Raw genomic sequence first — 22490 nt, forward strand, 5'->3', positions numbered from 1 at the left:
AGGCGGCCAGAGCGGCAGGGACACACCCGTACCCATCCCGAACACGGTAGTTAAGCCTGCCTGCGTTTCGGTCAGTACTGGAGTGCGCGAGCCTCTGGGAAATTCGATTCGCCGCCTCCCACTCATACTCACATTCATCACCCGCCCGAGAGCGCCTGCTCTCGGGCGGGTTTTTCTCCTTCGCCAGGAGTACCAACGAACCGAAGACGGTGAGGGTTCTTCGTGACGGGTGACGGTCATCTCGTGTCGAATCGTCACTCGGATGCACGTGGTGCATACACCCGCTGTGCTGTCACGAATCCCCCAGCGTCACCGTCCGTCGAACGTGGACGGATTGGTCCGGTCGTCCTCTCGATACCGAGACTGGAAACGTCGGATTGAACAGAATCGCCGCGTTGGACGGAACGAGACGCCCATCGAGAAGCGATAGAAATCTCACCTTGAGACGATAGTTCGGGCAGGACGACACCGAACGGACGTCGAACGACCGTCGAAGGCGAGCGTTCGTCGCCGAACGGTCGACGTTTCGATACTTTCCATCGGGCAGGTTTCCGGCCGCGGTTCGAGCGGTACGGCTAACATCCCATCCATCGACATTTATTACGCAGACGATTGAATAGGTGGTGTACGAATGGTCTCCATCGACGTCTCGTCTGCAGGACACAAGTTTCTCATCGTCACACCGCTGCTCCTACTCGTCGTACTGACACTGGCTGTCGACGTCGTCGAACTCCCGAGCAACGAAAAGCCCGCTCCGAAACCCGACCACCCGACACCCATCGAGAACTGTCGTGAAATCAACGAGCCGGGAAGGTACGTTCTGACGGGAGACTTCGGCGGTGCGGCCGGGTTGGCGAGCGGCTGTCTCGAAGTCAATGCGAATAACGTGACGATAAACGGGTCCGGTCACAAGATTCTCGGGAGAGGGGTCACCGACACGACTGGCATCCTCGTCGGAGAAAAACGGAGCGTGACCAACGTCACCATCCACTCCGTGCGAGTCGAACGGTGGAATCGGGCTATCCACGTCACGAACACCACGAACGCGACGATTCGGGACGTGACGACGGTTCGAAGCACGGAGGGAATCAACGTCTGGAACAGTACGCGCGTCTCGGTCGAGAACTCGTGGGTGACGAACAACCTGTTCGGTGTCGTAATCGACGAGAACAGCCGAGAAGTCACGTTCTCCTCGACGCACTTCCGGAACAACCGTGCGGCGGATACGACGGAAGACCGTGGTCAGTCACGCGAAAACGACGGGTGAGTGTTCGACGGTCTCACTCCGGCTGTTCTTCTCCCGGAGCGATCGTCTTTTTCTTCTTGATGACGCTGGCCCAGTCGGGATACTCCTGTCGTTCGGTGCCCTCGTACTCGGGGTTACCGGACATGGCTTTGATACTCCGGGCGTCGTCCAGACTCCAGACGGCCCCGTCCTCGTGAAAGAGTCCGTTGAGCACGCCCTTCTGTCGGAGATAGAGAGAGAACGCCGGTTTGACCATGAGTGACCAGAAGAAGTTCCCGACGCCGTATGCCTGTATCGTGGGTGCGAGCGAGGAGTAGTCGGGAACTGCGGCCCGTCCGGACACTTCGGCGAAAAACTTGTCGCCGGGGCGGATTCGCTGCCACTCCGAGAGCCAGACTGGCGCGTCGAGTTTCTCCGAGACGTTGTTCGCCTGTCGAAGCACGCGCTCGTACAACTGTGGCGTTCGCGCGAAGTTGTAGTGAAACTGGAGGATGTCCATCCCCCAGTCGAGGTATTCGACGTTGTTCGCCAGACTGGTCGACCCGACCGTGAGTGGAATCTCCCCGCGGTACAGGGTGAACGTCTTCGAGATGTCCCTGAAGAATCTGATGTCCTTGCGATTCCACCCCGGTTCGTTGGTCAGTTCGATGGCGAGTAAGCGTTCGTCGTTGCGATACCGCTCCATGAACCAGACGATGAAATCGCGGGGGTTGTCCCAGAGAGCTTTCTCTGCCATCGTTCTGGTGGACGGCGAGAACGCCTGCACAGCGGTTCGGGGGTCGTCGTTGATGAGGTTTTCGTACGTCGGTTCGCGCCCGACGCTATCGAACAGGCCCAACAGGACGCGAATCCCGTGCTGGTCGGCGGTGTCCAGAAAGTGTTCGAGCGCTGCTCGATGTCGCTCCTCGTTTTCTAACCAGTACTCGTAACTCAACCACGTTCGAATGGCATTCAGGTTGATGCTCGCGGCGTATCCCAGATCGCGCTCGATTATCGCTGGGTCGTAGTCTCGCCACATCTGGTAGCGATTGAACGCTCGCGTCGGGATGTAGATTGCACCGCGAACGTCCACTGGCGCGTCGGTTTCGGGCGGCAGGTTGAGCGACGTTCGACGCTGGTTTCCCGTCCGTCTCGAACCAGAGCCACGGGCTTCGACGTTTCCACTTTTCGATACACTGGGACCCAAACCAACACCTGCCCCGACGCCCAACGCGAGAAATTCACGGCGGCCGACTCGCCTGCTCATACCCACCGTTCGCTCTCGAAGGGCAACAAAGTAACCCTTCGATACCCGTGGATTCGGCGACGGAACTGTCCCGCCAGCGCCAGTTCACGCGACGCCGAACCTCGAATAGCAGTCTGTGGCGAGTTGGACGCGTCTCGGAACCGATTCGACCGAGATTTGGTAAAGACTCGGCACAAATATAGAAAAATCTACTTTTAATCGTCCGACGGATTCTCGTTCGTGCGTTCCAGCGCACGGGATTCGATGACTACGACAGACCCACGCCCCACACCGAAGTCGAACGACGATAGACCGAATCGGTTCGAAACGTCACGACGAACGTTCCTCGCTGCCGCCGGGGTGACCGCACTCGGCGTCACGGGAATCGGAAGCACCGTCGGCGTCAGCCAGAACCAGATGCAGGCGTTCACCGTCCGACTCGAAAACGTCTCGACGGGCACGACGCTCACGACGAGCCACGACGGAGAACGCGCAGAACAACCGGTTCCACTCTCACCGGGTGCCTACGCCGTCCACGGGAACGACGAACCGATATTCACGTCGGGCGACCCCGAGCGAAACAACGGTCTCGAAGAAGTCGCAGAGGACGGCAACCCCGAGCGACTCGCGTCGTCGCTCCCCGACCGCGACTCCGTCATGTCGAGTGGCGCGTTCACGACGCCGATGGGGAGCGACGAACCGAGCCCCCTCCCGCCCGGTGAAGCCTACCAGTTCGATATCGAAGCAGCACAGGCGTCGAGCACTCGCCTCTCTCTCGTGTCGATGTTCGTCCCGTCGAACGACCTGTTCTTCGCGCTCGGTGGCGCGTCCGGGATTCGACTCTTCGACGGAAACGAACCGATCATGGGCGACGTAACCGACAGCGTCTCGCTCTGGGACGCAGGAACCGAAGTCAATGAAGAGCCGGGCAACGGATCGAATCAAGCCCACCTGCAGAGCGAACCCGGCCTCGGACTCGTCGAACGCGGAACGGTCGTCCCGATTACGGAGGTCAACGGCTACGACTACCCCGAGACGTGTGACGTGCTGAGATTGACGATTCAGCCACAGTGACCGACCCCCACACACAGTGACCGACGACGAACGACGCGACCAACCCCCGCCGATCGCTTTACCCCTCTCGTATCGGGGCGCTCAGCGACGTCGCCTGCAAAAGCATTTATGCACGTCTGACACACAGGAATGTAGGAACGTGCGATGGAGAAGGCGCTCTGGTATCTGCTCACAGCGACGCGCGGCGGGAAGAACCGTGTGCGAATCATCCGCGTCCTCTCCGAGAAACCGATGAACGCAAACCAGCTCGCAGACGAACTCGACCTCGGCTACAAGACGATTCGACACCACCTGGAGATGCTCGAAGACCACGGCGTCGTCGAATCGAGCGAGAACAAGTACGCGAAGCTGTACTTTCTCACCGACCGGTTCGAATCCTATCGCGAGACGTTCGAGACGATACTCGAAAAAACTGAGCTCTGAACCATGGCAACGACGATAGAAGCGGCGAGTGTCCTCGCGGGCGTGAACGTCCTCTTTCTACTCGCACTGACGGGAGTGTGGATTCGGAACTACACGCTGTTCAAGTCCCAGTTGGTGTTGGGCCTCGTCGCGTTCGCGGCCGTCATGCTCATCGAGAACGCGATGGCACTGTTTTACTTCGTGACAATGCAGGGGTTCTACGCGATGTCGCCCAAGGTGCAACAGTCTGTCCTCATCCTTCGGGCGCTCCAGTTCGTCGCGCTCGCGTTTCTCACCTACGTCACCCTGAAGTAGAGAATCGGGTGCGTCGGAGTGCGAGACGGAGGCGAAAAGATCCGACGAAGCCAGAACACGTATCACTGCGAATGCCATCCGGTTGCACACATGGTCGACGTGAGCGGTCACTTCGCGATGGCCCTGTTGTTCGCCGCTCCGGCGTGGATAGTCTGGGGTCGCCGAGGCGCGCTTGGCTTCACCGGGTTCGCGCTGGTGACTGCCATGCTTCCGGACGTCGACCTGGTTCTTCGGGAGCTCTTTCCAGTCACCCACCACGGAGTGACCCACACCCTGCTGTTCGTCGCGCTCGTGAGCGTCCTCACCGGGTTGGTCGCAAGCCGCTGGCTTACGACCCGATTCAACGCTCATCGATGGATTAGAAGCACCGAGATTACAGCGGAGACGGTATTCGTCTTCGCTACCGCTGGGTTGCTGACGGGCGGCATCAGCCACATCTTCGCCGACCTGCTTTCGGCACCCGACATCGCAGCCCCACTCTCGCCGTTCTGGCCGGTCTTCGACCAGACGGTAATCATCGACGTCATCTACTACAAGTCGGTCGTCTGGAACTTCGGGTTGCTCGCCGTCGCGGTCGCGCTCCATCTCGTGCTCACCCGGTACGAGAGCTACCCTCTCGATACGCGCTACCGTATCGGCGAACACCGACAGGGCTGATGAAGGAGAGACTGGACGACGAAAGACCAAGACTGGTCGCCGGAAGATGAGAGGGGTTCGATGGGGGGGTCTTAGCATGGCCATAGAAATCTCAGTACTCCCGCAGTGCTCTTAGCAGGGCCGTAATCGGTACGATAGTCGGTACATCTTAGCACGGGGGTAACTGATTCATTCCGTTCATCGACAGCAACGCCGAGAGTGCGGTCGTTTCTCGTTCCGACCGAAGACCTCCACACTGCGACGGCATTACTTCCCAGCTAATCGAGTTCGACCGTTCGTGAAGCGAAAACGGTCGTCGGGGGTCATAAGCCATGCCTCCCCATGCAAGAGTGACCACGCAGTCGGCGTGGTCGGCAGATATCCCCTACCCACCTCCACTATGAGAAACACGACTCACATACTCAAGGAAACGCTAACAGTCGTAACGATGCTTACGACGTTCGTGAACACGATTGTAGAGATTGCGACCATCACTCGTGTTCGAATCATCATCGTCGTCCTCCTGGCCTGCCTTCTCGGCGTGACTCTGTTGGTACGCGAGTAACGACCGCCCGTTCGACCTGCTGTTGCTCCTCTTCGCGTGGGTGGCCATCGTCGGGCTATTCGCCGTGATTCCGTGGGCCGTCGTGCGACTGGCCGTTGGCATCCTGGAGATGGACGTGTGGACGCCGGAGAGTGAACGTACTCTCGTCGACCACGGGTACGACGAGGTGCAGGACATCACGACGAACCGGATGACGAGACTCGACATCCCTACCCCGATACGGCGGTAGAGCGCGAACACCACTGAGCAGTGGAAACCCTCCAGAGGGGTGCCAGTGGGGCGGAGACCGTCCAACGCTGAATTCGAACTCGAAGGTCGACGTGACGAGTCTCAGTCCCACCGCAGTTTCTCGTCCAGTCGGTCGCGTCCGATGGCCTTGGGGGCGCGGTCGTCGGGAGCACCGTGACCACCGCCTCCGGGGGTGCGAACCGTCCGAGAGACGATGCGGGTGGTGCAGGGGGTCCGGTCCGGGGCCGGTCACGTTTTCCTTTCGCCGTTCGTATCGCCCCCATGGTAGGGAGGGAAGACGACCCGAGTGACGAGGGTGTCGTTCGCCGCAGTCGAAACGCCTACGCGGCGTGGGTGCTCGTCGCGGCCGTCGCCAGTTCCGCGCTCGTGAGCGCCATCGACGGCGACCCGCTGTGGGCGGGTCTGTGTGCCACAGCACTCGCTGTTTCACTGCTGCCGGTCGGCACGTACCGACGTCCGACGGTGATGCTCCCGTGGGAAGTGCTCCTCTTCGCGGCCGTTCCACTCGCTAGCGTCCCGTTCGGGTCGTTCCTCCCGCGTTCGGTCGCCACGTTCCTCGCCGTCGCCGCACTCGCCCTCGTGCTGGCCGTCGAGTTCGACACCTTCACCGCAGTCGAGTTCTCGTCGTCGTTCGCGGTGGTCTTCGTCGTCACCGCGACCATGGCGGTTGCCGGTTTGTGGGCGGTCGTCCAGTGGACCGCAGACCGCGTCCTCGGCACGCAGACTCTCTCGGGACTCAACGCCGTGATGTGGGCGCTGCTCGCCGCGACCGCCGCGGGCGTCGGTGCTGGTCTCGTGTTCGCCGCGTACTTTCGGCGCGTCGATACGGGGCGGTTCGGATTCGATGCCGGGGGAAGACGCGACCGCCCGGAGAACACGACGGCGGTCGAACCGACCGAAGGGTGGGGGAACCTGTCCGACAGCAGCCAGAAACGGGTGGTCCGGGCGTTCCAACTCCTGCTCGTGGGCGTGTTGGTCATCGGCCTCGTCGAGACGAGCGGCGGCATCGTCGTCAACGCGGCAATCGCACTCGCGCTGACGACGTTACCCGGCGTGCTGGAACGAAACCTGCGGCTCCCAATCGACACCCGGTTGACGCTCTGGATAGTCGTGCCGGTCTTCTTGCACGCGGTCGGCACGCTGGGATTGTATCAGTCCTTCGGGCTGTGGGACCAGTTGACTCACGCGCTCTCCTCGTCGCTCGTCGCCGCCGCCGGCTACACCACAGTTCGAGCCCTCGACGTCCACGCCGACAGCGTCTACCTGCCACGGAAGTTCATGGTCGTGTTCATCCTCCTGTTCACGCTCGCGTTCGGCGTCCTCTGGGAACTGCTTGAGTTCGGACTCGACGGGTTGGCTGCCGCGACCGGCACGCAGAGCATTCTCGCCCAGTACTCGCTCTCCAACACCATGCTCGACCTCGTGTTCGACTCCGTCGGCGGCCTCGTCGTCGCCGTCTGGGGTGGCGCTCACCTCTCGAAGGTTTCCCACGCTCTCGCGGGTCAATTAGAGTCGGAGTGACGGTCGACCGACGAGCTCTCTATCCAGGGTCGATACCGGTCACATTCGGTGATACCCACTCGTTTAACCCACTGCCCGCCCACGTTCGACCTACTGTATCGATGTCGCACAGTCGTCGGTCGGCCGTCGAATATCTTCGAGACCTGGTGTCCGGGCTTCGCGGCGACGGTCGCGGGTGGCTGCTCGTCGCCGTCGCGGTTGGGTGGGCGTTCACGCTGGGGCTTCGATTTCTCATCCCGGCGCTGTTGCCACAGATAAAGTCCACGTTCGCCGTCTCCAACGCTACCGTCGGACTCGCAATCACGGCGCTCTGGGTCGGCTACGCACTGATGCAGTTTCCCGCCGGGGTGCTCGTCGACCGAATCGGCGAGCGAGTCCTGTTGACGGGAAGCCTCGGTCTCTCGGGGCTGAGCCTCTGTCTCGTCGGATTCTCTCCGGTGTTCGCCGTCTTCTTCGCCGCGAGCGTAGCCTTCGGACTCGGTTCCGGACTCTACGGGCCGAGTCGGGGAACCGTTCTCTCGCGTACCTTCGCCGGTAACGCGGGGATGGCGTTCGGCGTCACTCTCGCCATGGGCAGTATCGGGTCGGCAGTTCTCCCGGGTGCCGCGACCGCCGTCGTCGGTCGCGTCGGATGGCGGGTCGTCCTCGGAAGCCTCGCCGTCCCGTTTTTCGCCGTCGCCGTGCTGGCGTGGCGGGTCGTCCCCGAGCACGCTCCCGCCCCGGAGACGACGGACACGACTCTTCGACCGGCACGACTCCTCCGCGCCGTGGTTGGGACGCTCTCCGACCGTTCGATTTTCCTCGCGACCGTGGCCGTGGGACTCCTCTTGTTCGTCTTTCAGGGATTGACGGCGTTTCTCCCGGTGTATCTCGAGACGAAAGGACTCGACCAGCAGACCGCCGCGCTGTTGTTCGGACTCATGTTCGTCTCCGGCGCCTTTTCGCAGGTGGTCGCCGGTAACACCGCAGACCGCATCGGAATCAAACCGGTGTTGCTGGTCGTCACTGCCATCGGCGTCGTCACACCCATCGCGCTCACGTTGGCTTCGAGGACGACGGTGCTCGCGGTCGTCGTCGTCGTTCTCGGAACCAGGATGGCGATCGCACCGGTCACGAACGCCTACATCGTCGAGACGCTCCCCGACCACGTCGAGGGTGCGGCGTGGGGGTTCATCCGCACCGGCTTCTTCCTCGTCGCTTCCACCGGGTCGACGTTCGTTGGTTTCTTCGCCGACGCTGACCGTTTCGACGCCGCGTTCCTCGTACTCGCCGTCCTCTCGGCGCTCGCGCTGGGTTGTTATCTTCTGTTGCCCGACGGGACGTAACGGCCACTGGCGATTGCAGGGACTGGTCGCTCCGAGGGTGCGTGGTACAGGAAGTCAGAGGCAGTGTGACGAGGAGGGTCGTGGTTGATGGCACCAGACCCCGGCTCGTTCAGGGGAGCAGGACTCTCGTCACACTCAGTTCGTTCACCGGGTCTGGTATATGTTTTGTGGGTGTCCGACGCTCGGCGCGACGGCCGGTGGTGTGTTCGCAGGTGCTCACGCTGCCAGTGGAGAACAGCCGGGACGAAAACGCCGTCGTGTTCGGTTTTCGCCGACGGCGGAGGCGACGAAACGGGCGGTCAGGGCACACTCGTCACCCCGCTAGTGCGAACACCTATACACGGGTGTTGCCTCTGTGAACACAGGGAGAACGTGGGAGTCGAGCGATGACGAACCGGAATACGCGAGAAAGTGACGGAGGGGAGAACGTTTCGAACCCCGTAATCGACACGTCCATCCTTCACGACGTGTTAGACGATTCTGACATCGGGGTCTTCATTCTCGATTCGGATTTCGCTATCGTCTGGGCGAACGAGACCATCGGCGAGTACTTCGGACTCGATACGACAGCCATCAGGGGGCGGGACAAACCGTCGCTCATCCAGGATGCGTTGGGAGACATCTTCGAGTCCGGTGACGAGTTCGTCCGCCGCGTGCTCGCTACCTACGAAGACAACACCTCTACCGAACGATTCGAGTGTCACGTTCTGGCCGACGAGAAGCGGGCCGAGCGCTATCTGGAACACCGGAGCAAACCGATTATCGACGGCATCTACGCAGGTGGCCGGGTCGAACTCTACTACGAAATCACCGCTCGAAAAGAACGCGAAGCACGACTCGAAACGTACGAGGCAGTCGTGGAGACCGCCCGTGACCCGATTTGCGTTCTGGACCTGGACTACCGTTTCCAACTCGTCAATCCCGCTTTCACGGAACTGCTCGGAATCGAGCGAGAGGCCCTCGTCGGAGAGCACATCTCCATCGCCGTCGAGCGAGGGCTCATCACCGAAGCAGCGCTAGAGGAGGCGGCGGCGGAACTCGACCGTCTGTTCGAACGTGACGACCCCTCCGGTCGACTGGTGACGTCCGCCGACGAGTTTGGAATCGACTTCGAGAGTTACTTCTCGGTTCTCACCCACGACGGAGAGCCGGTCGGCATCATCAGTATCGGTCGAGAGATAACCGAACGAGTGGAGCGAGAGCGAATGCTCGCCGACCAGCGGGACGAACTCGAAATCTTGAACCGGGTCAATCGAACCATTCGAGGCGTCAATCAGAAGCTCGTTTCCACGACGACGCCGGACGAAGTCGTCCAGGCGGTCTGTGACGAACTCGTCTCCTCCGAGCTGTATCAATCGGCGTTGTTCGTCGATCGAGGCGAAACGCCGACGGAGTACACCGCTCGGGGAGTCGCTGGAATGGACGACGAACTCACCCAGGCGCTCTCGAATCTCGACGTACTCCACGAACGGGAGACGCCAGCGGACCACGTCTACGAGACGGGGGAGCTCGTCGTCGTTCCGCACATCGGCGACGAACCGACGTTTCCGGACGAGTTCAAGACGACGCTTACCGAACGCGGGTATCGCTCTATCATCCTCATCCCCGTGCAGTTTCAAACGAGGACGTTGGGCGTGTTGATAGTCTACGCGAACCGTTCGAAGGCCTTCGATAGACGCGAACGAACCGTCTTCGAAGAGCTAGGGGAAACGGTCGGTTCTGCCATCAACGCCGCAGAGCAGACGAAGTTGTTGCACGCGGATACGGTTCTCGAACTCGTATTCCGAACGACCGACGAGGGTATCTTCGTCGCCAGAACGTCGAAACAGACCGGTGCCACCTTCACGCTCGAAGGACTCGTGCCGACACACGACGGCCTCGCCGTGGAGTACATCGCCGTCGATGGGATGTCACCGGAGAAACTCGTCGAACTCGCTGCGGACGCATCGACCGTCGCTGGCGTGCGAGTCATCGAAACGTCCGACGACGGCGGACTCCTCGAGATGAGTCTGACGGAACACTCACTCGCGATGTCGCTGTTGAAACAGGGTGCCCGGCTTCGGGGGGGCGTCGCATCCGACGGTGTCGTCCACCTCACCGTCGAAGTCTCACCCGATACGAACCTCCGTTCGCTCATCACCCAGTTGCAACGACAGTTTCCCGACATCGAACTGAGCAAGAAGACGACGATAGAACGGCCGGTCAGAACGGTTCAGGAGTTCCGCCACTCCATCGGTGAAACGCTCACCGAACGCCAACAGACCGCGTTACGAACCGCGTACTTCTCGGGGTACTTCGAGTGGCCCCGCGATAGCACGGCCGAAGAACTCGCCGGAGTGTTCGACGTCTCCCCTCCGACGTACCACCAGCATCTACGGAACGCCCAGCGAAAGGTGTTCGCACTCCTCTACGACACGTGAGTTCTCGGGGTCGGCCTCCGAGCGTGAGTTCGGGCGCGGTTCACGTTTCGACGTACCGACGCGTTCGTGCGGCGACTTCGGACTGAAACGCTTGCAGGTCGACCGACTCCGCACCGTCGAAGAGGTGGGTGTACTCCGTCCGAACGACGTCTTCGAGGACTCGCTCGTACACTGTCTCGACCGTCACCGGCCGGTTTCGACGCTCCAGTTCGGCCACGACGGTTTCGATTCGCTCGTTCGTCACGTACCGCCGTGCGAGTGCCTCGGGAGAGTCGGTAACGGGCGTGGATTCGTCGTCCCCCTCGAATCGGGGATTACGTAAGAGCGCACGCTGTCCGGTTTTGTTTCGGGCGACGACGCCCGCCGCGGGTCCGTCGTACCACGTAGACCGGGGAATCTCGTAGGAGTCGGGGTCGAAATCGACCGCTCGCGTCTCCTTCTCGAACGTGTTGATTGGCGTCAGTCCCAGCGTGGTGTAGATTCGTTCGACGACGTCCGGTGGGAGGTATCGACCCTTCACGTCCGACCACACGTCGGTTCCGAGAAACGAGGGGAGACGGTTCCACTCGTAGTCGATTCGCTGACGTCGTGTCGCCACGCCGAAGAACACGACCGATTCGACGTCGTCGATAGCGGCGCGAACCGCTTCCCGGTCGAGCGACTCCCGAACGTGACGGACGACGTGCCGATACCCCATCGGTATCTCGTCCACGTCGAACACGCGTTCTCGGTCACCGAACCGGATCACGCCCGACTGCTCCAGTTGGAAGCGAACGTCCGCGCCGTCGATTCGCTCCTGTATCCAGAGGTGCCCCCCCTCGAACAGTTCGGGTGGCGCAGTTTCGACCGGTGGCACCGGCGGAAAATCTTTCATTCATCGCCACTTGGAGACCCACTCCGTAATCGTTTTCCCCGGCGTCGCAGTCGCCACCGTCGTTCGGGACTCGTACGCCGTGTAGACGGCCTCGGGTCGGTCCAGACGCGCTCGTTCCCGTTCCGTCCGTGAGGTTCCGTTGACACACCCAACGACGTCGCCGTCCAGGGTCACGAGCGGCGAACCGCTGTTCCCGTCCGCCGTCGGGACGACCGCCAGTAGCCACCTCGTCCGGGGGTCGTAGGAGTCGTATCGACCGAGACTGATGACCCAGTCGCCGACGGGCGCAGGGTGACCCACCGCGATTACCGGTTCTCCCGTCGTAACGGTCGCAGTCGCGTCTACCGAGAGCGGTGGCGGCGTTTCGAGGTCCGTCCGCAAGAGCGCGATGTCGGGACGGAGGTCGCGGTGGTAACCCGCGCGAGTTGCCGGGCCGGTTCGCTCGTCGAACGTCTCGATTTCGACCGTCTCCGTCCGCTGGACGAGATGTGCGTTGGTGACGAGCGATCCGTCGTCGACGACCCACCCCGTTCCCAGGGTGTGCTCCGTTCCCGTCTCCGTTATCTTCACGACAGACCGTCGAACTCGCTGTCCGACCGTCCTCGCCCGTCTACGGGTCTTCGCGGAGAACTCGGTCCGTTCGTCCCGCCGGCCGCGGGAGGGTGTCGCCGCAGTTCGTGCCCGTCCGGCGAACAGGGTGGGAACGCCAAGTCCGGCCGAACGGAGCAACCCTCGTCGGGTGAGTCGGTCGGTCATCGTTCTCGGTCGCTCCGACTACCATCGGGAGGTGAATAAAGTCGACTGCCGGTCACGAGTTCGGGAACGTCCTCTGCCACGGAGGTCGGAACTGGTCGGAATCGTCTTCGTCGGGGGACGTCGGTGTCGACCCACCGTATCGGGGGCGTTTACACGTTTTCGCGACTAGCATCCTTGAAGTGACGGCCGTGCGTAGTCGAAACTATGCCTGAAACAGACCCCTTTGGGGCGATAAACGAGGTAACGTTCGGCGATACGACCTACAAGATGGCGGACCTCACCGTCCTCGAAGAACAGGGTCTCTGTGACCTCTCCCGCTTGCCGGTGAGCATCCGAATCCTCCTGGAATCGGTGCTCAGAAACGTCGACGGGGAGACGATATCCGAAGACGACGTTCGAAACGCGGCGTCGTGGCAACCGGACGTGCCAGACGTCGAAGTCCCGTTCAATCCTTCCCGCGTCGTCCTCCAGGACCTGACCGGCGTCCCTGCGGTGGTCGACCTGGCAGCGCTCCGCTCGGCAGTCGACCGAGCGGACAGAGACCCCAGCATCGTCGAACCGGAGGTGCCCTGCGACCTCGTCATCGACCACAGCGTCCAGGTCGATTACTTCGGGTCCGACGACGCCTACGAGCGCAACGTCGAACTGGAGTACGAGCGCAACGCCGAGCGTTATCGGGCGCTCAAGTGGGCACAGGAAGCGTTCGACGACTTCCGCGTGGTGCCCCCCGGAACCGGTATCGTCCACCAAGTGAACCTCGAACACCTCGGGCGAGTCGTCCACGACCGCGAGAACGACGGCGACCGGTGGCTCCTGCCGGACACCCTAGTCGGAACCGACAGTCACACGCCGATGATCGGCGGTATCGGCGTCGTCGGTTGGGGGGTCGGTGGCATCGAAGCCGAGGCCGCGATGCTCGGCCAGCCGATAACGATGAAACTCCCCGAGGTCGTCGGCGTTCGTCTCACCGGCGAACTCCCCGAGGGTGCGACGGCGACCGACCTCGTGCTCCATATCACGGAACACCTCCGCGAGGTGGGCGTCGTCGACCGGTTCGTCGAGTTCTTCGGCCCGGGCGTCTCGTCGCTCACCGTCCCCGACCGAGCGACTATCGCGAACATGGCTCCCGAACAGGGGTCGACCATCAGCATGTTCCCCGTGGACGAGGCAACGCTCGACTACCTCGAACTCACGGGCCGCGACGCAGACCACATCGAACTCGTAAAGGAGTATCTAGACGCACAGGGGCTGTTCGGCGAACAGGAACCCGAGTACACCGAGGTCGCAGAAGTCGACCTCTCGTCGGTCGAACCCAGCCTCGCCGGCCCGAAGCGCCCCCAGGACCGCGTCCCGATGGGCGAGATGAAACCCCACTTCCGGAACCTCGTCCACGGCGAGTTCGAAGACCAGCTCCACGAGGTAGACGAGGACGCGCTCACGCGCTGGCTTGGCGAGGGGAGTTTCGACGACGAACGCCCCGACGCCGACCTCCCCGAGCAGGGCATCGGCGACCTCGGGAAACAAGTCTCCGTCGACGTGAACGGCGAACAGACTGAAATCGGGCACGGCAGCGTCGTCGTCAGTGCGATCACCAGTTGTACGAACACCTCGAACCCGTCCGTGATGCTCGCCGCGGGACTGCTCGCCAAGAACGCGGTCGAGCGCGGCCTGGACGTTCCGGCGTACGTGAAAACCAGCCTCGCGCCCGGAAGCCGCGTCGTCACGGAGTATCTGGAGGCGTCGGGGCTGCTCCCGTACCTCGAAGAACTGGGATACAACGTCGTCGGCTACGGCTGTACGACCTGCATCGGGAACGCCGGACCGCTCCCCGAACCCATCGAGCGCGCCATCGACGACCACGACCTCTGGACGACGAGCGTGCTCAGCGGGAACCGGAACTTCGAAGCCCGAATCCACCCGAAGATTCGCGCGAACTACCTCGCTAGCCCGCCGCTCGTGGTCGCCTACGGACTCGCCGGTCGCATGGACATCGACCTCGAACACGACCCGATCGGGACGGACGACGACGGCGAACCGGTCTACCTCGCCGACATCTGGCCCGACCCGGCCGAGGTTCACGAGACCATCCACTCCAGCGTCGACCCGTCGATGTTCACCGAGCGATACGCCGAGGTGTTCGAGGGCGACGAACGGTGGGAGGCGTTAGACGCCCCGACCGGCGACGTCTACGAGTGGGACGACGAGTCGACGTACATCCGCGAACCGCCGTTCTTCAAAGACTTCCCGCTCGAAGAGCCGGGGGTCGCCGACGTCGACGACGCGCGGAGTCTCATGCTCCTCGGCGACACCGTGACCACCGACCACATCAGCCCGGCCGGGCCGTTCAGCCGAGACTTGCCCGCGGGCGAGTGGCTGGTCGAACACGCCGTCGAACCCCACGAGTTCAACACGTATGGGTCCCGCCGCGGCAATCACGAAGTCATGATGCGCGGAACCTTCGCCAACGTCCGTATCGAGAACGAGATGCTAGACGGCGTCGAGGGTGGCTACACGATTCACCACCCCTCCGAAGAGCAGACGACCGTCTTCGAAGCCAGCGGCCGCTACCGTGACGACGATGTCCCGCTCGTCGTTCTCGCCGGCGAGGAGTTCGGGACGGGGTCGAGCCGCGACTGGGCCGCCAAGGGAACCTCGCTGCTCGGCGTGGAGGCGACCATCGCCGAGAGCTACGAACGCATCTTCCGCGACAACCTCGTCGGCATGGGCGTCTTGCCCCTGCAGTTCGCCGACGGCGACGGCTGGGAGTCGCTCGGCCTGGATGGCTCGGAGCACTTCCACATCCGCGGGCTTGACGACGGCCTGGACGTGAACGACGAACTCACCGTCGTCGCGGAGCGCGAAGATGGCTCGACGGTGGAGTTCCCGGTCACTGCGCAGGTGGGGACGCCCGCCGCCGTCCGATACGTCGAGAACGGCGGCATCCTGCACCTCGTGTTGCGCCGACTGCTCACCGAACAGTAGCGTAGTCGCGGCGACCAATCGCGGTCACGATCGGATTTTTCGTCGCGTCTTTACTGGCCTCAGACGACGAAGGTGCACGCGCGTCTGAGACGAAGCGGGTCACGTTTCTTGGTGGTGGAGGTCGTACGGTAGCTCATGTCAGGGGGTTTGGTTTCCGACGAACTGACGGACCAGTTCGTGAGTGCCTGTCGAACAGTCATCGGGGACGAACTACGAAGTATCACCTACTTCACGGTGGACGAGTACGAACAGGTGTACCTCCGAAGTGACCTCGAACGCGACGCCGACATCGACCGGTTCGTCGCGAACGAACGGTTGGGGTTCACCTCACAACAGACCTACGGGGGCTCGGAACTCGGGGAGTACGTGTTCACGATTCGCGTGTTCGATTTCGGTTACGTCACTCGCGTCATCGTCGGTGATTCGGGCGTGTTCGTCACGACCGATCCCCTCGAGATGGACCGGTTCAAAGAGGTCGCGGCGGCGGTCAAAACGGTGCTCGCAGAGGAGACGTAGCCTCGTTTCCCCCGTGGTGCCGACCCGGTGGTCGCGTCGCTTACTCTCCCCACGTCCACCGGGCGTCGAGGACGTACCGATAGATGCCGCTGACCCCGATTGCACCGACGTTTGCGACGAGATACGGGACGTTACGCCACGTCACCAGCATGTAGAGGACGCTGAGTTGGATAGGGATGGCGCTCCCCCGAACGAGGTTGGTTTTCAGCAGTCCGAGGAGATACGAGACGCGCCCCGTGTTTTGGGTCGCACGGAACGTCCACGCGTTGTTGAGCACGTACTGGAAGACGATGGTCGCCTCGATAGCGAGGAGCGCGCCGACGAGATACTCCAGGTGGGTGAACTCCACGAGGAGCCAGAGGAGCACCGTCTGTACCCCCGAGGCGACGGTGCCGACCACGACGAACCGCCTGAGCTGGGGGGCTATCGGGCCGCTGAAGAGATTACGGAGGAACGCCTGGAACCTCATCGGTACCCCTCCGAGGGAGACGCGGGGCCGTGTGATACTACTCCGCGTGCACGACGACGTTCGCCGTCTTCCGGTCCTCGTGTTCCCCCGCGCAGGCTCCCGTTGGTCCGGAACCGTGTGTCGAAACGGCGGTGACCGCTTTCCCCGTGGGTGCCAGCACGTGATTCATCCACGATGTCGTAATCAGTCCGTTCTGCTACTGAAGGTTCTGGTATCTGCTCGCAGTACCCACCGTCGGCAGCGGTCACGAGAGATGAACCACTTTCGACACGTTTACGACGACGGTTCCAGAATCGGGACGCATGTCGACAGCCCCGCCGACGAGCGTCGTCCTCCCCACCGTCGAGTGGACGCCCGCGTGCGAGGAGGTCGCCGACCAGCTCGAACCGGACGACGAACTTCTCGTCGTCTGTGACACGGACGCCGACCCCGTCGCAGCGCGTCGTGATTCGCTGCCAGACGGCGTTCGAATCGTCTTCGCCGGTGAGCCGGCGGGGTGTTCCGGCAAGGCGAACGCAATAGCCGCCGGAATGGAGGCGGCTCGTCACGACCGCTTCGTGTGGACGGACGACGACTTTCACCACCCACCCGACTGGCTCGCCGTCCTGCACACCGACTACGACCGACACGGTCCCGTCTCGGAGCTCCCGTTTTTCGTCGGCCGGGACCCGCTTTCGTGTCTGCTGGAGCCGGTCTACGCCCTCGGCGGGACGCTCGGTGCCTACAGCTCACACAAAGCGTGGGGCGGTGGGGTGGTGTTCGAACGCGACGACGTCGACGTCGACGTCGACGCCTTCTTGCGGAACCTCCGTCGCACCGTGAGCGACGACGGACTGCTGTCCGAGTACCTCGACGTGACGCCCATCAAGCGGACGCGGACCGTCGAGGTCGGCGGCACCCTTCGTGAGACGTGCGAGCGACACATTCGATTCGTCCAGATCGTCCGGCGACACGAGCAACGCGACACGGCGGTCATGGGCGTCGTCTCGTCGCTCGTCGCCCTCTGTTGTGTCGCCTTTCCGCTCCCCGCTCTGGTCCTCTCGACGCTGCTCGTCGCGGGGACGTACGCGGCGTTCGGCGTTCGGCGGTGGACTGCGCTCCTGGCGTACCCCGTGATGCTGGTGCAAGTTCCGCTCTTCTTCTACGGGCTCGCGCGGCGGACGTTCGTCTGGGGCGGTCGTCGCTACCGCTGGCGGGGGAAGTTCGACGTTCGGGTCATCCAGGAAGCCGACTGACTGGTCTCAGCGTCGCCTCTTCGATTCCGCCCCGATTCTCCTCGTCGTTTCACCGCCGACCGTCCGGCAACATCCGGAGGAACGGTGCCGGTATCGGTGCTGTGTAGCGGTTATATTCTCACCGACCGGGAATCGGTGGGACGATTGATGCTACTAGCGACGCTAGTTACGAACGGAACCCATCATGAGACGAACGGACTCCCCCGACGTACCCAGCGACCTCGACATCGCACGGACGAGCACGCTCCGACCTATCGACGAAGTTGCCGCGGACATCGGTCTCGAACGCGACGATTTCGAACTGTACGGCGACACCAAGGCCAAACTGACCCTCGAAGCGACACATCGTCTTCTCCGCGAGGAAGAACGCGGGACCACCGTCGTCGTGACGGCGATGACACCGACGCCGAAAGGTGCGGGCAAGACCGTCACGACGGTCGGGTTGGCACAGGCGCTCCACCAACTCGGCGAGAATGCCAGCGTCGCCGTCCGCGAACCGTCGCTGGGTCCGGTGTTCGGCATCAAAGGTGGCGCGGCGGGCGGCGGCTACTCGCAGGTGTTACCAATGGAGGACATCAACCTCCAGTTCACCGGCGACATCCCGGCGATTTCGGCCGCACACAACCTCCTCTCTGCGATGCTCGACGCTCACATCCACCACGGAAACGACCTGAACGTCGACGTGGACGAAGTATCGTGGCCGCGAACGGTCGATATGAACGACCGCTCGCTCCGCGAGACGACCGTCGGCCTCGGGGGTCGAGCGAACGGGCCGCCGCGTGAGGACGGTCACGTCATCACGGCCGCCTCCGAGTTGATGGCTATCCTCTGTCTCTCCGAGAACCTCGGCGACCTGAAAGCGCGGCTTCGCCGAACCATCGTCGCCTACGACCACGACGGAAATCCCGTGACCGCCGGCGACCTGGACGCCGCCGGGGCGATGGCGACGCTCCTCAAGGACGCGATTCGACCGAACCTCGTCCAGACCATCGAGGGGTCGCCGGCGTTCGTCCACGGCGGTCCGTTCGCGAACATCGCGACCGGAACCAACACGCGCATCGCCGACGACATCGGTCTGGCGTTGAGCGATTACCTCGTCACCGAGGCCGGTTTCGGTGCCGACCTGGGCTTCGAGAAGTACGCCGACATCGTCGCCCGCGCCGACGAGGATATCGCTCCCGACGTCGCCGTCCTCGTGGTCTCGGCCCGCGACCTGAAATACCACGGCCTCGACCAGTGGCCGGTCGATTACGACGCCATCGCCGAGGCCGGTATCGGCGAACTCGAAGCGGGATTCGAGAACCTAGAACGGCACGTCGAGACGCTCGAAGCGTTCGGCGTCCGCTTCGTCGTCGCTATCAACCACTTCGCCGGTGACGACCCGGCGGAGGTAGAGGCCATCGTCGAGGGATGTGAGGCTCGCGACTTCCCGGTCGCCGTCTCCGACGTCCACGCGTACGGTGGTGAAGGTGGGCTCGAACTGGCCCGTGCCGTCCGAGAGCAGGCCGAACTGGGTTCGGACTACGCACCGCTCTACGACCTCGACCAGTCGCTGCGGGAGAAAGTCGAGACCGTGGCGACCCAGGTGTACGGAGCGAGTGGGGTCGAGTACACTAGCGACGCCCGGCGGGACATCAAACAACTCGAAACGCTGGGATTGGACGACCTGCCGGTCTGCATCTCGAAGACTCCCCACTCGGTGACCGACGACGCCTCGAAGAAGGGGGCACCGACGGACTGGACGCTGACCGTGCGCGAACTCTACCCCTCGGCCGGTGCAGGGTTCGTCGTCGCGCTCACGGGGGACGTTCTCACCATGCCGGGACTCCCCGCCGAACCAGCGGCCGAGGCTGTCGACGTGGAAGAAGACGGCACCGTTCGCGGTCTGTTCTGAACGACTCCTTCTTCTCTCATTTTGCTAATGATATTATGGTTTAACCGACACTTAAAAACAAAAAACTCATTGTGAATTTAACCGAGTGCGACAGTTTAGGTTCATCATAGGAAAGTGTGTGTGGCAGTATGGCTACACGTACGATGAGCCGACAAACCCGGAGAACGTTCCTCGCAACTGTCGGTGCGGCCGGTATCGCTGGCTGTGCCGAACTCGCTCCTTCGAGTGGTTCAGAAACCACCACAACCGACGGAACCTCCTCGACTGGCACCACCTCCACGTCGACCCAGACCACCACGAACGGTGGTTCGTCCGGTCCCCAGACGTTCGAGAGTTTCGAGTCGCTCAAAAACTGGCACGCCGTCCAGGGTCAGGGGAGTCTGAAAAAGAGCACGAAACAGACGTACGAAGGCTCGCAGTCGGCCCATGTCGTCGGCAGCAAGCAGACCAAGGAGGGGAAGATTTTCCGCGCGAACTTCGACGGGAACTCCGTCGATATGAGCGGGAAGAACCTCTCGATAGCGTTCAAGTGCACCTCACACGACTTCGTGAAGGTCGCCGTCCAGCTCCATGCCCCCGACAGCGGGCACGTCGTCGAGATGAAACGCACGCTCTACGGCCCGAAAGGCAAGTGGGTGCGACTCAACCTCGGCGTCACGCGCGACCAGCGGCCGAAGACCATCGACCTCTCGAAAGTGTACGAGATACGTATCCTCGCCCGCCCGGTGGACACGAACTCCGCCAACCCCGTCGAGTTCTACGTCGACGACCTCAAGACCGTTCCCACGCCGAAGAAGGGGAAAGTGATGCTTACGTTCGACGACGGCCTCGAATCCCACTTCACGAACGCCTACAAGATGATGAAGGGTTACGGCTTCGCGGGCGTCGAGTCGGTCATCACGGATGCGGTTTACGACGACGGTTTCCTCACGCAGACCCAGATGCGAAAGATGCGCTCGGACGGGTGGGACATGATCGCGCACCCGAACACGCAGGCGACGCCGATGGACGAACGCTCGCCCAAAGAGCAAGAGCAGTTGATGAAAGACGCAAAAGGATGGCTCAAGAAGTACGGTTACCAGGGCCACAAGTACATGGCCGTCCCGAAGAACGTCCTCGGGCCGAAGACGTTCGAACTCGCCCAGAAACACTTCGACCTGACGCTGTCGTTCGGCGCATCGCCGAACGCGCTCCCGACCATCCAGAAAGATACCATCCTCTCCCGGATGTACGGGACGGGTGACCTGAAGTCCACCAAACAGAAGATAGACCACGCCGCACGCTACAAACAGTTGTCGGTGTTGTTGTTCCACGACATCGGCGGTGACGGCTTCTCGAAACAGCAGTTCAAAGCCATCCTGGACTACATCAAACAGAGCAACGTCGACGTGGTCACGGTCTCGGACATGGAAGAGCAGGGACTGCTCATCTAGTCGCGTCAGAACTCACCCGCGCCCATCCGTCGTCGAGCGATTCTTCGTCGCCGTCGCCGGCCGATGGACTGCCGTCAGACGTGCGCCTGACTGACATTCATGTAGCGGCATGCAGACGACATCGTATGGAATCGACGACAGGTCCACACGACGCTGGCCCCGACCCGCGACCCGGAGGTGAGCCCGGATGTCCGACCGAGTAGTCTCTATCGAAGTGTTGGTCGCCGACTCTCCAGAAGACGCTCCTGCAGTCGAACCGAACTCCCGCGTCGACGTCTCTGTGAACGACCAGATGCTCCCGACCGCGAAACTGGTCGACGGGCGGTACGTCGCGTGGTGGTTCCAACCGACTGCGCCCGAACCCGACGACAGCGTGACGACGGAGTGGGTCGCCGCACCGACCCGGTACCTGGCAGCGGCGACGTTACGCGAACTGTGGGAGAATCCGTCCGCGTTCACGTCGCTCGTGAACGCGCCGTCACCGTAACTGCGAGCGACGCTTCTGACGCCTCGTTTCCTCGTCTCGTCACACTCGGTTGATGAGTATCGAAAGGATTATATTTCGAATCGAAACACTTCTATCGACGTGCCTCGTTTCCCGAATCCGATACGGTCGCTCATCCTGGCTATCGGTCTCTCGCTCTCCCACCTCGGCCTCGTCGACCCGAAGAACGTTCGTCGAACCACCGACCTCGCGTGGCCGCGCATCGTCACCGGGTTGGCCCGTATGTCGAAGAACGCGGTCGACGTCGCGTTCGTCGGACTCGCCGTGGGACCCGTCGCCATCGCTGGCGTCGGGTTCGCGACGCCGTACTGGGGTCTCGCGTTCTCGCTCGGCGGTGGCTTCGCCGGTGGGACGATTGCTCTCGTCTCGCAACGGTACGGCGCACAGGCGTACGGAGAACTCGGCCAGGCGATTCGGTCGAGCGCCGCGCTCGTCGTCGCGGTCTCTCTCCCCGTCGCGGCCGTCTTCGCGCTCTTCCCGGCGACGCTCATTTCGGTGATGACAGACGACGCGGCGGCGATAGCGTTCGGCGCGTCGTACCTCCGAATCCTCGCAGTCGGCGTTCCGTTCGCGGGTCTCAATCTCATCGGGAGTCGCATCTACATCGGTGCCGACGACGCCTGGACGCCGATGCTCGTTCGGGCAGGCGGTGCCCTCACGAACATCGTTCTCAGTGCCGCGTTCGTCTTCGGATTCGAGATGGGCGTCGACGGTGCGGCGCTGGGGACGGTCGGTAGTTCCCATCGTTCCTGATTACTGACTCGGTTTCTGGGGCGAGACGAGAGTAGCTGGCGCGGATGAGCGAATGATTCAACCAAAGACGGCGGTCTCACTCCAGTGAGAGCGCC

Annotated in this window: 20 protein-coding genes, 1 rRNA gene and 1 pseudogene; 17 read left to right on the forward strand and 5 right to left on the reverse strand. The window is 62.5% G+C overall.

Annotation, left to right across the window (positions count from 1 at the left end; all coding sequences use genetic code 11):
• Together rrf and ACR3FF_RS19065 are read left to right on the forward strand one after the other, a co-directional pair.
• Positions 1–120, forward strand: a 5S ribosomal RNA gene (rrf, locus tag ACR3FF_RS19060); the annotation flags it as partial.
• A gap of 511 nt (positions 121–631) precedes the next feature.
• Positions 632–1267 carry a right-handed parallel beta-helix repeat-containing protein gene (locus ACR3FF_RS19065; protein ID WP_458189702.1) on the forward strand — a complete coding sequence of 212 codons (636 nt, stop codon included), beginning with the start codon at positions 632–634 and terminating at the stop codon, positions 1265–1267.
• Between the two features lie 13 nt (positions 1268–1280).
• Here the strand turns inward: ACR3FF_RS19065 and ACR3FF_RS19070 are convergent, their stop codons facing one another.
• Entirely contained in the window at positions 1281–2492 is a 1212-nt protein-coding gene (locus ACR3FF_RS19070; RefSeq protein ID WP_458189703.1) for a glycoside hydrolase, read from the reverse strand.
• A gap of 243 nt (positions 2493–2735) precedes the next feature.
• Here ACR3FF_RS19070 and ACR3FF_RS19075 point away from each other — a divergent pair, with 243 nt between their 5' ends.
• From ACR3FF_RS19075 to ACR3FF_RS19110, 8 genes are all read left to right on the forward strand, one after another.
• Positions 2736–3545, forward strand: coding sequence for a spondin domain-containing protein (locus tag ACR3FF_RS19075; protein ID WP_458189704.1), 810 nt, complete (start codon positions 2736–2738; stop codon positions 3543–3545).
• Between the two features lie 144 nt (positions 3546–3689).
• Positions 3690–3968: an ArsR/SmtB family transcription factor gene (locus ACR3FF_RS19080; protein ID WP_458189705.1), complete on the forward strand. Its 279-nt coding sequence runs from the start codon at positions 3690–3692 to the stop codon at positions 3966–3968.
• A gap of 3 nt (positions 3969–3971) precedes the next feature.
• Entirely contained in the window at positions 3972–4262 is a 291-nt protein-coding gene (locus ACR3FF_RS19085; RefSeq protein ID WP_458189706.1) for a DUF8036 family membrane protein, read from the forward strand.
• Between the two features lie 90 nt (positions 4263–4352).
• Positions 4353–4919 (forward strand): metal-dependent hydrolase, encoded by a 567-nt coding sequence (locus ACR3FF_RS19090; protein WP_458189707.1) that lies wholly within the window; start codon positions 4353–4355, stop codon positions 4917–4919.
• 566 nt (positions 4920–5485) lie between these two features.
• On the forward strand, positions 5486–5692 hold the full coding sequence (locus ACR3FF_RS19095; protein WP_458189708.1) for a hypothetical protein: 207 nt from the start codon (positions 5486–5488) through the stop codon (positions 5690–5692).
• Positions 5693–5973: 281 nt separating this feature from the next.
• Complete coding sequence (locus tag ACR3FF_RS19100) at positions 5974–7233, forward strand: DUF2238 domain-containing protein (protein WP_458189709.1); 1260 nt, start codon at positions 5974–5976, stop codon at positions 7231–7233.
• Between the two features lie 101 nt (positions 7234–7334).
• Entirely contained in the window at positions 7335–8558 is a 1224-nt protein-coding gene (locus ACR3FF_RS19105; RefSeq protein ID WP_458189710.1) for an MFS transporter, read from the forward strand.
• A 386-nt stretch (positions 8559–8944) separates the two neighbouring features.
• Entirely contained in the window at positions 8945–10978 is a 2034-nt protein-coding gene (locus ACR3FF_RS19110) for a bacterio-opsin activator domain-containing protein (protein WP_458189711.1), read from the forward strand.
• 40 nt (positions 10979–11018) lie between these two features.
• Here the strand turns inward: ACR3FF_RS19110 and ACR3FF_RS19115 are convergent, their stop codons facing one another.
• Positions 11019–11852: a hypothetical protein gene (locus ACR3FF_RS19115; RefSeq protein WP_458189712.1), complete on the reverse strand. Its 834-nt coding sequence runs from the start codon at positions 11850–11852 to the stop codon at positions 11019–11021.
• On the reverse strand, positions 11853–12608 hold the full coding sequence (locus ACR3FF_RS19120; protein ID WP_458189713.1) for a S1 family peptidase: 756 nt from the start codon (positions 12606–12608) through the stop codon (positions 11853–11855). It lies immediately after the preceding gene.
• 204 nt (positions 12609–12812) lie between these two features.
• Between ACR3FF_RS19120 and acnA the strand changes: the two genes are divergently transcribed.
• Both acnA and ACR3FF_RS19130 read left to right on the forward strand, forming a co-directional pair.
• On the forward strand, positions 12813–15590 hold the full coding sequence (acnA, locus tag ACR3FF_RS19125) for an aconitate hydratase AcnA (protein WP_458189714.1): 2778 nt from the start codon (positions 12813–12815) through the stop codon (positions 15588–15590).
• A gap of 135 nt (positions 15591–15725) precedes the next feature.
• A complete protein-coding gene (locus ACR3FF_RS19130; RefSeq protein WP_458189715.1) occupies positions 15726–16106 on the forward strand; it encodes a DUF7522 family protein in 381 nt (126 codons plus the stop codon).
• A 40-nt stretch (positions 16107–16146) separates the two neighbouring features.
• On the opposite strand, the gene ACR3FF_RS19135 is transcribed toward ACR3FF_RS19130, so the two are convergent.
• Both ACR3FF_RS19135 and ACR3FF_RS19140 read right to left on the reverse strand, forming a co-directional pair.
• Positions 16147–16575 (reverse strand): GtrA family protein, encoded by a 429-nt coding sequence (locus ACR3FF_RS19135; protein WP_458189716.1) that lies wholly within the window; start codon positions 16573–16575, stop codon positions 16147–16149.
• 37 nt (positions 16576–16612) lie between these two features.
• Positions 16613–16744, reverse strand: a complete 132-nt coding sequence (locus ACR3FF_RS19140) for a hypothetical protein (RefSeq protein WP_458189717.1) — start codon at positions 16742–16744, stop codon at positions 16613–16615.
• A 133-nt stretch (positions 16745–16877) separates the two neighbouring features.
• Here ACR3FF_RS19140 and ACR3FF_RS19145 point away from each other — a divergent pair, with 133 nt between their 5' ends.
• The 5 genes and pseudogenes from ACR3FF_RS19145 to ACR3FF_RS19165 all read left to right on the forward strand — a co-directional run.
• Positions 16878–17810 (forward strand): glycosyltransferase family 2 protein, encoded by a 933-nt coding sequence (locus tag ACR3FF_RS19145; RefSeq protein ID WP_458189718.1) that lies wholly within the window; start codon positions 16878–16880, stop codon positions 17808–17810.
• 184 nt (positions 17811–17994) lie between these two features.
• Complete coding sequence (locus ACR3FF_RS19150) at positions 17995–19704, forward strand: formate--tetrahydrofolate ligase (RefSeq protein WP_458189719.1); 1710 nt, start codon at positions 17995–17997, stop codon at positions 19702–19704.
• Between the two features lie 143 nt (positions 19705–19847).
• The gene (locus ACR3FF_RS19155; protein ID WP_458189720.1) at positions 19848–21137 is read left to right on the forward strand and encodes a polysaccharide deacetylase family protein; all 1290 of its coding nucleotides are present in this window, start codon (positions 19848–19850) and stop codon (positions 21135–21137) included.
• A gap of 187 nt (positions 21138–21324) precedes the next feature.
• Positions 21325–21624 (forward strand): hypothetical protein, encoded by a 300-nt coding sequence (locus ACR3FF_RS19160; protein WP_458189722.1) that lies wholly within the window; start codon positions 21325–21327, stop codon positions 21622–21624.
• Positions 21625–21723: 99 nt separating this feature from the next.
• Positions 21724–22383: pseudogene (locus tag ACR3FF_RS19165) on the forward strand (MATE family efflux transporter); the annotation flags it as partial.
• Positions 22384–22490: the final 107 nt, after the last annotated feature.

This window comes from Haladaptatus ordinarius, from assembly GCF_054177595.1.

What these genes read in the sequence shown, in the direction of transcription:
- ACR3FF_RS19065 (WP_458189702.1), top strand. Translation starts at nt 632, where the DNA reads ATGGTCTCCATCGACGTCTCGTCTGCAGGACACAAGTTTCTCATCGTC.
- ACR3FF_RS19070 (WP_458189703.1), bottom strand. Translation starts at nt 2,492, where the DNA reads ATGAGCAGGCGAGTCGGCCGCCGTGAATTTCTCGCGTTGGGCGTCGGG.
- ACR3FF_RS19075 (WP_458189704.1), top strand. Translation starts at nt 2,736, where the DNA reads ATGACTACGACAGACCCACGCCCCACACCGAAGTCGAACGACGATAGA.
- ACR3FF_RS19080 (WP_458189705.1), top strand. Translation starts at nt 3,690, where the DNA reads ATGGAGAAGGCGCTCTGGTATCTGCTCACAGCGACGCGCGGCGGGAAG.
- ACR3FF_RS19085 (WP_458189706.1), top strand. Translation starts at nt 3,972, where the DNA reads ATGGCAACGACGATAGAAGCGGCGAGTGTCCTCGCGGGCGTGAACGTC.
- ACR3FF_RS19090 (WP_458189707.1), top strand. Translation starts at nt 4,353, where the DNA reads ATGGTCGACGTGAGCGGTCACTTCGCGATGGCCCTGTTGTTCGCCGCT.
- ACR3FF_RS19100 (WP_458189709.1), top strand. Translation starts at nt 5,974, where the DNA reads ATGGTAGGGAGGGAAGACGACCCGAGTGACGAGGGTGTCGTTCGCCGC.
- ACR3FF_RS19105 (WP_458189710.1), top strand. Translation starts at nt 7,335, where the DNA reads ATGTCGCACAGTCGTCGGTCGGCCGTCGAATATCTTCGAGACCTGGTG.
- ACR3FF_RS19110 (WP_458189711.1), top strand. Translation starts at nt 8,945, where the DNA reads ATGACGAACCGGAATACGCGAGAAAGTGACGGAGGGGAGAACGTTTCG.
- ACR3FF_RS19115 (WP_458189712.1), bottom strand. Translation starts at nt 11,852, where the DNA reads ATGAAAGATTTTCCGCCGGTGCCACCGGTCGAAACTGCGCCACCCGAA.
- ACR3FF_RS19120 (WP_458189713.1), bottom strand. Translation starts at nt 12,608, where the DNA reads ATGACCGACCGACTCACCCGACGAGGGTTGCTCCGTTCGGCCGGACTT.
- acnA (WP_458189714.1), top strand. Translation starts at nt 12,813, where the DNA reads ATGCCTGAAACAGACCCCTTTGGGGCGATAAACGAGGTAACGTTCGGC.
- ACR3FF_RS19130 (WP_458189715.1), top strand. Translation starts at nt 15,726, where the DNA reads ATGTCAGGGGGTTTGGTTTCCGACGAACTGACGGACCAGTTCGTGAGT.
- ACR3FF_RS19135 (WP_458189716.1), bottom strand. Translation starts at nt 16,575, where the DNA reads ATGAGGTTCCAGGCGTTCCTCCGTAATCTCTTCAGCGGCCCGATAGCC.
- ACR3FF_RS19140 (WP_458189717.1), bottom strand. Translation starts at nt 16,744, where the DNA reads ATGAATCACGTGCTGGCACCCACGGGGAAAGCGGTCACCGCCGTTTCG.
- ACR3FF_RS19145 (WP_458189718.1), top strand. Translation starts at nt 16,878, where the DNA reads ATGTCGACAGCCCCGCCGACGAGCGTCGTCCTCCCCACCGTCGAGTGG.
- ACR3FF_RS19150 (WP_458189719.1), top strand. Translation starts at nt 17,995, where the DNA reads ATGAGACGAACGGACTCCCCCGACGTACCCAGCGACCTCGACATCGCA.
- ACR3FF_RS19155 (WP_458189720.1), top strand. Translation starts at nt 19,848, where the DNA reads ATGAGCCGACAAACCCGGAGAACGTTCCTCGCAACTGTCGGTGCGGCC.
- ACR3FF_RS19160 (WP_458189722.1), top strand. Translation starts at nt 21,325, where the DNA reads ATGTCCGACCGAGTAGTCTCTATCGAAGTGTTGGTCGCCGACTCTCCA.